The sequence below is a fragment of the Geodermatophilus sp. SYSU D01036 genome (assembly GCF_054050435.1).
Genome location: NZ_JBJGZJ010000003.1, coordinates 244,855 through 258,093, shown reverse-complemented (window position 1 = coordinate 258,093; position 13,239 = coordinate 244,855). Strand labels below are relative to the sequence as shown.

General features: G+C 76.6%; 9 protein-coding genes. All 9 read left to right on the top strand.

What is annotated here, in order from left to right:
• The first annotated feature begins 1,322 nt into the window (after nt 1–1,322).
• From ACI8AR_RS05690 to ACI8AR_RS05650, 9 genes are read left to right on the top strand one after another with little or no spacing between them, the layout of a single operon-like run.
• Complete coding sequence (locus ACI8AR_RS05690) at nt 1,323–2,186, top strand: glycosyltransferase (protein ID WP_457050118.1); 864 nt, start codon at nt 1,323–1,325, stop codon at nt 2,184–2,186.
• The gene (locus ACI8AR_RS05685; RefSeq protein ID WP_457050117.1) at nt 2,183–3,649 is read left to right on the top strand and encodes a glycosyltransferase family 4 protein; all 1,467 of its coding nucleotides are present in this window, start codon (nt 2,183–2,185) and stop codon (nt 3,647–3,649) included. Before ACI8AR_RS05690 ends, ACI8AR_RS05685 begins: the two co-directional genes overlap by 4 nt.
• Nucleotides 3,646–5,286, top strand: a complete 1,641-nt coding sequence (locus ACI8AR_RS05680) for a phospholipid carrier-dependent glycosyltransferase (RefSeq protein ID WP_457050116.1) — start codon at nt 3,646–3,648, stop codon at nt 5,284–5,286. The genes ACI8AR_RS05685 and ACI8AR_RS05680 overlap by 4 nt, the downstream gene beginning before the upstream one ends.
• Nucleotides 5,273–6,697 carry a beta-galactosidase gene (locus ACI8AR_RS05675; RefSeq protein ID WP_457050115.1) on the top strand — a complete coding sequence of 475 codons (1,425 nt, stop codon included), beginning with the start codon at nt 5,273–5,275 and terminating at the stop codon, nt 6,695–6,697. The genes ACI8AR_RS05680 and ACI8AR_RS05675 overlap by 14 nt, the downstream gene beginning before the upstream one ends.
• Before the next feature lie 5 nt (nt 6,698–6,702).
• Nucleotides 6,703–7,872, top strand: a complete 1,170-nt coding sequence (locus tag ACI8AR_RS05670; RefSeq protein ID WP_457050114.1) for a glycosyltransferase family 4 protein — start codon at nt 6,703–6,705, stop codon at nt 7,870–7,872.
• Nucleotides 7,869–8,987, top strand: a complete 1,119-nt coding sequence (locus ACI8AR_RS05665) for a GNAT family N-acetyltransferase (protein WP_457050113.1) — start codon at nt 7,869–7,871, stop codon at nt 8,985–8,987. The genes ACI8AR_RS05670 and ACI8AR_RS05665 overlap by 4 nt, the downstream gene beginning before the upstream one ends.
• The gene (locus ACI8AR_RS05660) at nt 8,984–10,441 is read left to right on the top strand and encodes a lipopolysaccharide biosynthesis protein (RefSeq protein ID WP_457050112.1); all 1,458 of its coding nucleotides are present in this window, start codon (nt 8,984–8,986) and stop codon (nt 10,439–10,441) included. Before ACI8AR_RS05665 ends, ACI8AR_RS05660 begins: the two co-directional genes overlap by 4 nt.
• On the top strand, nt 10,438–12,414 hold the full coding sequence (locus ACI8AR_RS05655; protein ID WP_457050111.1) for a PIG-L family deacetylase: 1,977 nt from the start codon (nt 10,438–10,440) through the stop codon (nt 12,412–12,414). Before ACI8AR_RS05660 ends, ACI8AR_RS05655 begins: the two co-directional genes overlap by 4 nt.
• Nucleotides 12,411–13,226 (top strand): metallophosphoesterase family protein, encoded by an 816-nt coding sequence (locus ACI8AR_RS05650; RefSeq protein WP_457050110.1) that lies wholly within the window; start codon nt 12,411–12,413, stop codon nt 13,224–13,226. The genes ACI8AR_RS05655 and ACI8AR_RS05650 overlap by 4 nt, the downstream gene beginning before the upstream one ends.
• Nucleotides 13,227–13,239: the final 13 nt, after the last annotated feature.

Sequence of the window (13,239 nt, the reverse complement as noted above, 5' to 3'; positions counted from 1 at the left end):
GACACGGGCGAGCCCTGGGTCGGGACGGGGGATCCTGCACCGGCGCCGGCCCCCGGCGACTCCGTCCCCGCCGACAGCGAGACGCCGCCGGCGGACCCGGACGGGACCGGGGACGGCGCCACCGAGCCCTCCGGGCCCGGGGCGCCTGCCGGCGACGAGGAGGCGGAGGCGCCCGACGACGGAGCCGAGCCGGCGCCGCCTCCGCCGTCGCCCGAGCCGCCCGCGCCCACGCCCGTCACGGCCGCGCCCGCGCCCCCGACAGCACCGGCCACCCCCGTAGCGCCGGTCACCCCGGCACCGCCTCCTGGCAGCACCACCACGGCACCCACCAGCAGCTCCTGCCCCGCGCCCGCGCCCGCGCCCACGACGACGACCACGCCCACGACCACGACCACGCCCACGACCGCGACCGTGGGGACCTCGACGGTCCCGGCCACGGGCACCCTCCCGCCCGCGCCCGTCGTGCCTCCCTCGCCCTGCACCACCACCACGAGCGGCACCACGAGCGGCACCACCACGAGCGGCACCACCACGAGCGGCAGCTCCGGCACGACGTCGACCGTCGCGGCCACCCCGGCGCCGCCGGCGGACCCGACGGGAGACGGGGAGACGGCGGATCGGGGCGCCACGACGCAGGAGCTCGCCGCCTCCGACGCCGCTCCCCGCGCCGCCGGGTCGGACACCGGCCCGCCGAGCGCCGCACAGCCCGCGCTCCAGGTCCACCCGTCCCTCCCGCCGGTGGACACGGGACCGTGCGTGCAGAGCGCGTACCCCACGGCTGGTCCCGTCGGAGTCAACGGCGGACCGGACCGACGGCACGACGCTCAGCCGCGAGGCTCCGGGAGCGGGCAGACGGCGCGCACCGTGTCGGAGACCCCGGCCGACGCGCCGGTCTCCCCGGCCCCCGCGACACCCGTGTCGCCGGCCGGCCCCGTTCCGATCCCCCTGCCCCCGCCGCCGGCCCCCAGCACGCCGTGCCAGCCGGGCGGCAGCGGTGCCTCCGCGTCCGGGTCCACCTCGAGCCACCACTCCGACGGTCCTGCTGCCGTCCTCGGGAGCGCCTCCTCCGCCGCGGTCCTGACCGCGTCCGCCGGCCGCACCACCGGTCGGTCCGGAGCCGTCGTCGACGTCTCCGAGGAGCCGGGCGCGCGTCCGGACTGACCGCCGGTCGGTTCCCCTGCGGCCTCTGAGAGGCCGCTGTCGCCTCCCCGCGTGACGCCGGGCACGGCCCTGTGCCGGCCGCCCACCCCCGGACCTCCCCGCTCCCTTCTGCCCCCGTCGTGCCCACAGCACATGCGCACGTACGCGAAGGACCGCTGATCATGAGCCAGACCCTCACCCCAGCCGTCGTCGCACCGCGTCCTCTGCCCCCCTCGGACCGGCCCCTGCGGGTCCACTCACCCGGGGCGCGCACGGTCCGGACGCCGGTCGCCCGCCACCCCAGGACCACACACACCCGCCCCCCGGCCGACCTCGAGATCGCCATCCCAGCCTTCAACGAGGCCGCTCGCCTGCCCCGGACGCTGGAGCGCACGGTCCAGTACCTGCTGGACCAGCCGTGGAGCTCGCGCATCGTCGTCGTGGACAACGGGAGCTGCGACGGCACCGCCGACGTCGTCCGCGCCCAGGCGCGGCAGGGCGACGGCCGGATCCCGATCGCGCTGGTGGGCTGCGCCCGCCCGGGCAAGGGAGCAGCCGTCCGCCGTGCCCTGCTGAGCAGCCGGTCGCGCTTCGTCGGCTTCTTCGACGCCGACCTCGCCACCCCGGTCGAGACCCTCGCGACCACGATGGACCACCTGGAGCGCGGCGCGGCGGCGGTCATCGCCTCGCGGCACACGCCCGGCTCGGAGTTCGTGCAGGCCCAGCCCGCGGGCCGCCGCCTGGGCGGGGCCGCCTTCCGGCTGATGGCCCGCACCGTCGTCAGGGGCGTGCACGACACCCAGTGCGGCTTCAAGTTCTTCGAGCGGCACGCGGTGACGCACGCGCTGGTCACCTGCCGGGACACCGGCTTCGCCTTCGACGTCGAGTTGCTGCACCGGCTCCAGCAGGCCGGCCGGGAGATCGTGGAGGTCCCCGTGGCGTGGAGCCACGCCGGCGAGTCCTCCTTCTCCCCCTGGCGGGACGGCATCGCCAGCTTCGGCGCCGTCTGGCACGTGCGGCGCGGCGCTGCGGCGAGGGCCTCGTGAGCGCCACGGCCGCCGGGCTGAGCGGATCCCGGCTCCTGGTGCTCAACTGGCGGGACGTGCGCCACCCGCAGGCCGGTGGCGCCGAGCAGTACGCGCACGAGATCGCCCGGCGGTGGGTCCGGCACGGCGCCGAGGTGTCGTGGTTCACGGCCGCGGTCCCCGGCCGGCCCGCCGAGGAGGAGATCGACGGCGTCCGGGTGTCGCGAGCCGGTGGCCCGCTGTCCGTCTACGGGCGGACCGCGGCCCGGCTGCTGGCCACCCGCGGCCAGTTCGACGCCGTGGTGGACTGCCAGAACGGGATCCCGTTCTTCGCACCGGCGTTCGCCGGCGCGGGGGTCCCGGTGGTGCAGGTCGTCCACCACGTGCACCAGGACCAGTTCGCCACCCGGTTCTCCCGGCCGATGGCCGCGGTCGGCCGCTTCCTCGAGGGCCCGGTCGCGCGCCGGGTGTACGGGACCCGGACCACCGTCGCCGTCTCGCCGTCCACCCGGACCGAGCTGCGCCGCCGGCTCGCCTTCCGGGGGCCCGTCTTCGTCGTGCCGAACGGGTCGATCCCCGTCCCCGAGGTGCGCGCGGAGCGGGCAGCGGTGCCCACGGTCGTCGTGGTGAGCCGGCTCGTGCCGCACAAGCGGGTCGAGCTGCTGCTCGGCCACCTCGCCACGTCGGCGGCCGAGATGCCCGAGTTGCGGGTGGAGATCGTCGGTGACGGCCCCGAGCGGTCGCACCTGGAGGGCCTGGCGGCCGACCTGGGGTTGCAGTCGACCGTCCGCTTCCACGGCCGCGTCTCCGACGCGGTCCGCGACGAGCTGCTCGCCCGGGCGTGGCTCACCACCTCGACGTCGGCCGCGGAGGGCTGGGGCTGCTCGGTCGTCGAAGCCGCGGCCTGGGGGGTGCCGTGTCTGGCCCTGCAGGCGCCCGGGATCCGCGACTCCGTGCTCGACGGCGAGACCGGGTGGCTGGTGGACGACCCCGACGACTTCGGGACCGCCCTCGTCGCGACCCTCCGCCTCCTCGCCGACCCCCTCGCGGCGGAGCGGACGGCGGCCGCCTGCCGCGCCTGGGCGGGCTGCTTCACGTGGGACCGCAGCGCCGACCTCCTGGCCGGCGTGGTCCTCGAGGAGATGCACGCCGCCGAGGCCCGCCGCCGTGGCCTGCGCCGCGAGCGCCGGTCCGCCCGCTCCGACATGGCCGTGCTCGCCGGCTTCCGCACTCCGCCTGCCTTCGGGGCCGCCGGTGCCCAGGAGGCCCTGCGCGCGACCGACGAGGTGGTCGACGAGGACGGCCGGACGTCCGTCGTCCTGGTGGGCTGCGACGAGTTCGACGCCCCGCACGTGCTCGCCCGGATGGGCGCGCAGGACGTGCACCTGCGGCACGTGGACCGCCGCATCCTCCTCGCCGGTCCCGCAGCACCCCCCGTCCTCGACCCCGGCACCGGGGTCCTCGACCTGGAGAGAAGCGCATGACGGTCATCGATCCCCCCGTCGCACCCGCCGGTGACCCGCTCGAGAGCGGGGTGCCGCGTCCACGGGCGCGGCGGCACGTGCTGGCCTCCGCGCCCCTCATGGCGACGGCCCTGGCAGCCCTGGCCCTCCTCGTCCGCTCGGTCGGTCTCAACCGCAGCTTCGAGCTGTGGATCGACGAGATGCACTACGGGGACCTCGGGGCCTCCCTCGGCCGCGGAGAGATGCCGGCGCTGGCCGACGGGCCCTTCTTCCTCCACCCGCCCGCCTTCTTCGCCGTCGAGAGCGCCGTGATCCACCTGTTCGGCCTGGAGACCGGGGACGGCATGGACCTCGTCGCCGACCTCCGCTGGCTGTCCGCGTCCCTCGGGGCGCTGACGGTGGCGCTGGCCTTCCTCCTGGTCCGGCGGGTGGCGGGGACCTGGCCGGCGGTGCTGGCCGCTCTGCTCCTGGTCTTCGAGCCCTTCGTCCTGCGGAACAACAGCCGGGTCTTCCTGGAGACACCTGCCGCACTCGCCGTCCTGGCCGGGCTGCTGGTGCTCGTCCGGCACCTCGAGGCGCCGGAGCGCGGGCGCCCGCGAGCCCGCCTGCTCGGGGCCGGCCTCCTCCTGGGCCTGGGCGTCCTCACCAAGGACGTGTTCGCCATCTACGCGGTGGTGCCGGTGCTGCTGGCCGTCGCATGGCGGCGGACGCTGCGAGCGCGGGAGGCCGGCACGGTGCTCGTCGGGATCGCGCTGCCCTACGCCGGGTACCTCGCCCTCCTCTGGGCCACCGGACACCTGGGGCTGTGGGCGGAGGCGAAGGGCGCGGGTCTGCTCCGCCTGGTCGGCGCCGAACAGACCACCGGCTTCAACGCCCCCGGCGCCCCGAGCCTGTTCGAGCGGCTCCTGGACCAGGCGTCGGCCTACGGCACGAGCTACCTGCTGCTGCTGCTGTGCCCGCTGGCCGGTCTCCTGGCGGCGGCCAGCCGACGTCCCGGCCGCCGGCTGATCGGCCTGACCGCCGTGGTCATGGGCGCCCTCGGCGTCTTCCTGGCGGTGTTCGGCACCCTGGAGGAGCACTTCGGTTACCCGATCGTGCTGGCGGGCGCGACCGCCCTCGCCGTCTGCGCGGCGATGGTGCAGGAGCACCGCCCGTCCCTGCGCGTCCCCGTGGTCTCGCTGGCGGTCGTCCTGGTCGCCGTCGTCGCGGTGATGGGCGTGCGGCTGGAGCTGACCGCCGACGACGGCTTCCGGTCCTTCCGCGCCTGGGCGGCCGAGGAGCTGCCGGCCGACGCCCGGGTCGGCGTCACCAACGACACCTCGATCCGCGCGTTCCGGGACGACGACCGGTTCGGCGCGTGGTCGACCGCGGAGGAGCTGGCCGCGAACCGGGCCGGGTACGTGCTGACCGTCAGCCTCCCGACCGAGCAGGGCTACGCCCGGGCCCGGCCCGAACTGCTCGACTGGCTCGAGGAGGAGGGCACGCCGCTGTTCCGGCACGAGGGCCCCACCAACGGCGAGACGGTCCTGTGGGCCGTCGGCCCCGAGGACCTGGCCGCGGCGGCCGCGCGGGGCGTCGGCGGGCCTTCCCTGCCGCCGGTCGACGCCGGCACCGCCGGTGAGGCGGTCGTCGAGGAGCGTGACGGTGGCACGCCGTGACCGGTCGCGCCGGGGGTGGGCGTGGGCCGCGGCGGCCCTGGCTCTCGTCGTCGCGGTCACGGGTGTGCTGGCCGTCTCGGGTGGGCAGCCGGAGGAGCCGGTGCCGGTGACGACCGAGCAGGAGGACGGCGACCTGGCGTTCGGCGTCCTGGGCTCACGGTGCGACGCCGACCGGATGACGGCGCTGCACGAGGCCGGCGTCCGCTACGCCGAGGTGGGGCTGAGCTGGGCGGCGTTCGAGCCGGTCCCCGGCGAGTTCGACGAGGGCTACGCGACCTTCGTGCGCCGGCACCTCGACACGTGCGAGCGCGCCGGCATCGGGGTGGTGCTCACGCTCGGCCTGCACTCGGCTCCCGGCTGGGTCGCCGAGCTGCCCGGGGGCGCCTACGTCGACCAGCACGGCGACACGGGGCCCGAGGAGGTGCCCAACCTGGTGTTCAGCACGGGCGTGCGGGACGCCGTCGCCGACTACCTGGCCGAGCTGGACCGGGCCGTGGGGCTCGAGCGGGCGGCGGCCATCCGCGTGGGCACCGGTGTCAACGGTGAGCTGGGCTACCCCGGCACCGAGGCGGCCGGGAGGAACCCGTTCTGGGCCTTCGACGCCGCCGCGCAACGGGGCGAGGGCCTGGCCGACGGGGCGCAGGTGACCCCCATGCCGGGATGGACCCCGGGCTCGCCCACGTGGAACGGCGCCGCCGTGGACACCGAGCAGGTCCGGGCGTGGTTCTCCTGGTACTCGCGGTCCGTCGCCGACGCCGTCCTGTGGGTGGTGGGCACCCTGCGCGAGCTGGGCTACGAGGGCGACGTCCACCTGCCGCTCGCCGGCCGGGGCGCGCTGCCCGCCGACCTCGAGGCCGCGCTGGCCGCCCGGCTCGACGGCACCGCCGACCGCGACGGCAGCCTGGAGGGAGGGCTGTTCTACCCGGACCAGCTCCCCCACATCGCCGAGAGCCTGGCCCGCACCGAACGCGACGGCTGGGGCACGGTCTACGCCGACTCGAGCAGCGTGGACGACGCCACGGCGGTGACCGCGCGGCAGCTGGACCCGCCCCAGGACAGCTGCCGGCCGGAGGACGCCGATCGCGACCTGCTCGTGGAACCGGGCGTGGAGCAGTGGTCGTCGGTGCGCTGGACGGTCGCCAACGCCCGGCAGGCCGGGCTGGAGGTGGTCGGCGAGAACCCCGGGTCGCCGGACACGCCGCGCACCGGCGGCAACGAGCTGACCGACAGCTCGGCCGAGCAGATGGTCCACGCGCCGCGGTATGCGCAGGAGTGCGGGATGGCGGTGTTCTTCTGGGCGTTCGAGGACGACCTGTTCAGCGAGCGACCCGGCGCGGGGCTGGCCGACTACGCCCGGCGGATCGAGGCCGCGACCACCGGCGGACGGCGTCCCGTCCGGGCGCGGCGGTGAGCGCCGTGGACACCGCCGTCCCGATGCGGGTCCTGCACCTGGGCTTCGAGGACCCGCTCATGCCCGGGGCCGGTGGCGGGTCGCTGCGCACCCGGGAGATCGACCGCCGGCTGGTGGCCGACGGGATGGCCGTCACCGTCCTCACCACCCGGTGGCCCGGTTGCGTGGACGGCGAGCACGAGGGGGTGCGCTACGAGCACGTCGGCATCGGCCGCGGCCGCAACCGGTTGACCCGGCTGCTGGGCTACGTGGCCCTGCTGCCCTTCGCCGTCCGGCGGCACCGGGACGCCGACCTCGTCGTCGAGGACTTCCTGCCGCCGTTCTCCAGCATGGCCGCGCCCCTCTGGACGCGGCGGCCGGTGGTGGGGATGGTCCAGTGGTTGCACGCGCGGGAGAAGACCCGTCAGTACAAGCTGCCCTTCCACCTGGTGGAGCGTGCCGCCGTGCGGACGCACCGGCGGCTGGTGGCGGTGTCCGAGGGCGTCGCCGAGCGGCTGACGGCGATGAACCCGCGGGCCGTGGTCGACGTCGTCGGCAACGGTGTGGACCGGGGCCTGTTCGACCAGCCCGCACAGCTGGGCCGCGACGTGCTGTGCATCGGCCGCCTCGAGCTCGGCGGCAAGGGCCTGGACCTGCTGCTCACCGCGTGGGCGCGGGTCCACGCCGAGGTCGACGGGGACCTGGTGATCGCCGGGAGCGGCCCCGACGAGGACCGCGTCCGGCAGCTCGCCGACCGGCTCGGCGTCGCCGGGCGGGTGCGGTTCACCGGCTGGGTCGGCGGAGCGGAGAAGGCCCGGCTGCTGGCCGCCAGCCGACTGGTCGTCGTCCCGTCGCGGGCGGAGACCTTCGGCATCGTGGCCGTCGAGGCGCTGGCCGCCGGGACCCCGGTGGTCGCCTTCGACATCCCCTGTCTGCGGGAGGTGGTGCCGCCCACCTGCGGCCGGCTGGTCCCGCCCTTCGACGTCGCTGCGCTCGGTGCGCGGCTGGCCGCGCTGTACCGCGACGTCGACCTGGTCCGGGACATGGGGACGGCCGGGCGGGAGTTCGCCTCGGGTTACGACTGGGACGTCCTCGCCCGGCAGCAGGCCGACGTCTACCGCGCCGCCGTGGCCCCGTCGCGGGGCGGGGTCCCCGGGAGTCCGCGGTACCACCGCACCGCGGAGGTGTGCCGGTGACCTCGACCCTGCGTCGCCCGACGCCGCCGGCGCCGCAGCCGGTCCGGGACGTCCGGGGTCTGCGCGTCGTGTCACCGGCTCCTCGGGACGTGTGGCGGGAGCTCGTGGCCACCGATCCGGGCGTGCTGACGACGCAGACGCCGGAGTGGACCGACTGGGCCTGCCGCTCCCGCGGGTGGGCCGACGCCAGCCGGCTCTACGACTTCCGGAACGGCCGGCGTCTCCTCCTCCCCATGCTGGCCCGTGGCCCGGTCGGCGCGCGGTGGTGCGAGGAGTCCATGCCCGGTGGGCTCGGCTACGGCGGGCCCCTCGTCGCCGGCGGCGGTGGCGCCACCGTGGCCGAGGCGCGCGCGGTCCTCGCCGACCTGGCGCGGCGTCCGGCGCTGCGCACCTCGGTCGTGGCCGGCCCCGCGGCGGCCGACGCGTGGGCCGCCGCCGCCCCGCCGGGTGCGGTGGTCGTCCCCTACCTCGCGCACGTCCTGGACCTCGAGGGGGGCTGGGACACGGTCTGGTCGACCCGCTTCCGTCCGCGGATGCGGCGTGACGTCCGCAAGGCGGGGCAGGCGGGGCTGGACGTCCGGAGCGGTCTCGACAGCGGGATCGTCGAGGTCTTCGCCGAGCTCAACCGCCGTTCGGTCGAGCGGTGGGCGCGGCAGCGCGGCCAGCCGCTGTGGCTCGCGCGCCAGGTGGAGCGGCGACGCGACCGGGTCGGACAGCTCGCCTGGGCCCTCGCCACCCTGGGTCCTGCGGTGCGCAGCTGGACGGCCCGGCTGGACGGCGAGCCGGTCGCGGCCAACGTGGTGCTCCTGTCCGGCAGGCAGGCCTACGGCTGGCTGTCGGTCATGGACAGGGAACTGGCCCAGCGGACCCAGGCCGGCGCGCTGCTGCTGTCCCTGGCGATCGAGGACGCGTGCGCGGCCGGTGCCCGGCGGTTCCACCTCGGCGAGTCCGATCCCGGATCCGGCGTCGCGGCGTTCAAGGAACGCGTGGGTGGCGTCCCCGTCCCGTGGTCGGCCGTCCACCTCGAGCGGCTCCCCGTGACCGCCACCGTCGGCCGGCTCCGGTCGGTGGCCGGGCGGCTGTCCGTGCGGTCCCAGGAGGGCGGAGGGCGATGAGCGCGGTCCCGAGGACCACGGCGACCACCGCGCCGACGCCGGCGGACGGCCGGCTGGTCACGGAGCAGGGCCCGGTGGTCTCGGCGTCCATGGCGCTGACCGCCGTGGTCAGCTACGTCGGCGCGCTGTTGCTGGCCCACCTGCTGGACCCGTCGTCGTACAGCGAGTACGCGGCCGCCGCCACGCTGCTCGGCAGCGTCGGCGTCTTCGCCGCGGCGCTGATCCCGATGCCGCTCACCCACGTGATCCGCAGCCATGCCCGCGGGTCGGAGGAGCGTCGCCGGGGGATGGCCTTCGCCTGGCTGGTCTCGACCGGCGGCGGGCTGGTCGCCGCCCTGGTGACCGGGCTGGTCACCGCGGCCTTCGCGCCTCCCGCGGTGGTGGCCGCGGTCGCGGGCGCGGCGCTCCTGCTGTGCGTCTGCAGCCCCGTGTGGGGGTGGCTGCACGGAGAACTGCGGTTCGCCCGGAACGCCGTGATGCTCATCGGGGAGGTGGCCGTCCGGGTCCTCCTCGGCGTCGTCGTGGTGCTCGCCGGGTGGGGCGCCGGCGGCGCGCTGACCGGGTTCCTGGCCGGCTCGGTGTTCGTGCTCCTCACCGCCCCCGCGGCGCTGTGGCGCGACCTGGGCTGGCGACCGGGTGTCCTCCGCGAACGGAGCCGCTGGTCGGAGACGGGCGACATCGCCGTCACCCAGCTGCTCGTGTACGCGCTGGTCGGTGCGGACGTCGTGCTCGTGGCCCTCCTCGCCACGCACGACGCCGAGGCCGCGGGGTACCAGGCCCTGTCCACGCTGGCCAAGGCGCCGGTCTACGTCGCGGCCGGCGCGGTCGCGGTCGCCTACCCGCTGCTGCGCAGCGCCCGGGCCCGCACGGAGCACATCCTGACCACGACGCTGCGCTCCTTCGTGCTGCTGGCGACGACGGCCGCGGCCGTGGTCGCCACGGTGCCGCCCGAGCTGATGCTGCTGGTGTTCCCCGAGCGCTACGCCGCCTCGCTGCGGCTGCTGCCGGTGCTCGCCGCGGCAGGGGTCGGCTATGCGGCGCTGACGCTGTTCACCTCCGTGCTGCTGGGCCTGCGGGCGTACCGGCGGTGCCAGGTGGGGCTGGTGGCGGCGGCCGTCCTCGTGCCGGCGGGCCTGCTGGTGGGCTGGCGCGTCGCCGGCATCCCCGGCCTGGCCGTGGGCGTGGCGGGGACGACGCTCCTGGCCGCCGGCGCGCTCTGGATCGCCGCCGCGCCCCTGCTGCCGGCGCGGACGCCGCGCCGCGCGCTGACCGCCGCGCTCGCCACGGCCGCACTCGTGGCCGTCCTCACGGCGGCCCGCGCGATACCGGTGCTGTGGGTGGTGGCGGTGGTCGTCCTCGGTGGCGTGGTGCTCCTGCTGCTGCGCCGGAGCGACGACGCACCCGACGAGGCGCCGACCGATGACGTGCCGACCGATGGACTGGAGATCCGATGACCGACCTGTTGTCCACGCGCCTGGAGGAGGTGGCGGCCGCCGGCCAGGGGGTCCTGGTGCTGTCGGCCCACCTCGACGACGCCGTCCTCTCCTGCGGTGCGCTGCTCACCTCGCTGGCCCGGCGGACGAAGGTCACCGTGGCCACCCTCTTCACCGAGGCCGGCCCCCCGCCCCACAGCCGGGCCGCGCGTGCCTTCCTCCGGCAGTGCACGATCGGCGACGCCGCGGAGCTGTACGCGGCCCGGCAGCGGGAGGACGCCGACGTCCTGGCCGGCCTCGGGGTCGGGCACGTCCACCTGGGTGCTCCCGACGCGCTGTTCCGGTTGCGGGACGTGCCGCCGGTCGTGGCGCGGGCAGGACGTGTGATCCCCGAGCTGGTGCACCGCTACCCCACCTTCCGGCTCGACATCGACCGGGGGCGGGTCTCCCGGGGGGACCGCGCGCTGCTCGACCGGCTCGACGCCGAACTGCGCGAGCTCGCCGAACGCATCGACGCCGGACTGGTCCTCGGCCCGGTGGGGGTCGGCCGGCACGTCGACCACCTGCTCACCCGGGCCCTCGCGGAGCGGCTGCCCCGGCCCACGGTGCTGTACGCCGACTTCCCGTACGTGCTGCGGGACGCCCCGGACGCCGCGGTGCGCGCGACTCCCGGGTGGACGCCGGTGACCTGGGACCGCGACCTCGACGCCAAGCCGGTGCTCGTCAAGGGGTACGCCACCCAGGTCGACGCCCTCTTCCCGGGCGGGGAGGTGCCGGCGGTGCCGGAGACCTACTTCCTGCCGCCGTCGGAGGAGACGGCCACCGGCCGTCCCCGGCGGAGTCCGCCGGTCGGGCAGGCGCTGGTGATGGGGTACCTCGACGTCGCCATCCCGCTGCACGCGGTGCGGGCACCCGTGACGGTGGTGGGCTCCCCGATCCGGCCCGACCGCTGGTCGCGGTACGTGTCCGGATGGGTCGACGACCCGCGCCCCGACGAGGACGCGCTCGTCGCGGCGCTGCTGGAGCGGGCCCGCAGCAGCGAGCAGCCGACGGTGCTCTTCTACCAGTCCGACGACGACCTGCTGCTCGTCTCCCGCCGGCGCGCGGAGCTCTCGCCCGCGCTGCGCTTCGTGGTGCCCGAGGCCGACCTCGTGGAGCAGCTGGTCGACAAGGCGGCGTTCCAGGAGCTCGCCCAGCGCACGGGGCTGCCGGTCCCTCCCGGGCACGTGCTCGACCTCGCCCGGCCGGTGCTCGACGACCGGCTGACGTTCCCGCTGCTGGTCAAGCCGCTGCGCCGGGAGCGCTCCTGGGACGCGGTCACCGCGGCCAAGGCCACCGTCGTGCACGACCGCGGGCAGCTCGACGCCCTCGTCGAGGCGATGGCCCCCCGGCACGCGCAGCTGATGGTCCAGCAGCCGGTCTTCGGCCCGGAGACCCGCATGGAGAGCCACCACGTGTACGTCGACGCCGCGGGCCGGGTGGCCGCGGAGTTCACCGGACGGAAGGTGCGCACCTACCCGCTGGAGATGGGCCACTCCACCTCCGTGGTCACCTCCGACGCACCCGACGTCGCCCGGCTGGGCCGGGAGGTGGTCGAGGCGCTGGACCTGCGCGGGGTGGCCAAGCTCGACTTCAAGCGGGACGACGAGGGCCGGCTGTGGCTGCTCGAGATCAACGCCCGCTTCAACCTGTGGCACGGCGTCGGCGCCGCGGCGGGGGCCAACATCCCGGCCATCGTCTGGGCCGACCTGCTCGGGCTGCCCCGGCCGCCGCTGACCACGGCGCGCCCCGGCGTGGCGTGGTGCCGGGTGGAGCGGGACCACCGGGCGGCGCGGGCGGAGGGCCTGACGCGGTGGCAGTGGCTGCGCTTCGCCGCGACGGCGCAGACGCGGGCACCGGTGGACCTCACGGACCCGCTGCCGCTGCTGGTCGGCGCGCTGGGGCCGACCTACCGCCGGCTCCGCGGGCGCGGGCCGGCCGAGGTGTCCTGGTGACCCGCACCGGGGTGCTCTCCGACGTGCACGCCAACCTGCCGGCGTTGCAGGCGGTGCTCGCCGAGCTCGAGCGCCGGGGCGTGCAGCAGCTGCTGGTGGCCGGCGACCTGGTCGGGTACGGGGCACGGCCGAACGAGTGCGTGGAGGTGCTGGCCGAGGCCGGGGCGCGGTGCATCCTCGGCAACCACGACCTGCTCGTCCTCGACCGGCTGCCGCCGACCCGGTTCCCCGCCTACGCCCGGCAGAGCGCCGAGGTCCACCGCACCCTGCTGTCCACCGACGTCCGGGCGTACCTGGAGGCGCTGCCCACCACGCTGCGGGTCGGGGACGTGCTCGTGGCGCACGGCTCGCTCGACGACCCGGAGGAGTACGTGTTCCGGGAGCCCCGCGCGTTCGAGCTGCTCGCCCGGCTCCCCGACGAGGCGCCGGGAGCCGACACGCTCGTGCTCGGCCACACGCACCGGCCGTGGCTGGTCGACGCCCGGCGCGGCACGCTGCCGGCCCGGGGGGCCCGCCGCCGCCCGGCCGGTCCGTGGCTGCTCAACCCCGGCAGCGTGGGACAGTCCCGGCACCGCGAACGACGCCCGCTGGCCCGGTGCGCCGTCCTCGACGACGCGGCGGGCACCGTCGAGTTCCTCCGGCTCGGCTTCGACGTCGCCGACGAGGCGGAGGCGCTGCGGGGACACGGGCTGCCCGACCGCTGTCTGCACGCGCCGCCGCCGGCGTGGTTCCCCCCGGCCCTCCACGCGCGCCGGCTCCTGGACCGGGTGGCCGCTCCCCGGCGCGGCCGCAGTCCGGTCGGGGCCGGGTGACCGCCCGGTCGTG

What these genes read in the sequence shown, in the direction of transcription:
- ACI8AR_RS05655 (WP_457050111.1), top strand. Translation starts at nt 10,438, where the DNA reads ATGACCGACCTGTTGTCCACGCGCCTGGAGGAGGTGGCGGCCGCCGGC.
- ACI8AR_RS05660 (WP_457050112.1), top strand. Translation starts at nt 8,984, where the DNA reads ATGAGCGCGGTCCCGAGGACCACGGCGACCACCGCGCCGACGCCGGCG.
- ACI8AR_RS05690 (WP_457050118.1), top strand. Translation starts at nt 1,323, where the DNA reads ATGAGCCAGACCCTCACCCCAGCCGTCGTCGCACCGCGTCCTCTGCCC.
- ACI8AR_RS05680 (WP_457050116.1), top strand. Translation starts at nt 3,646, where the DNA reads ATGACGGTCATCGATCCCCCCGTCGCACCCGCCGGTGACCCGCTCGAG.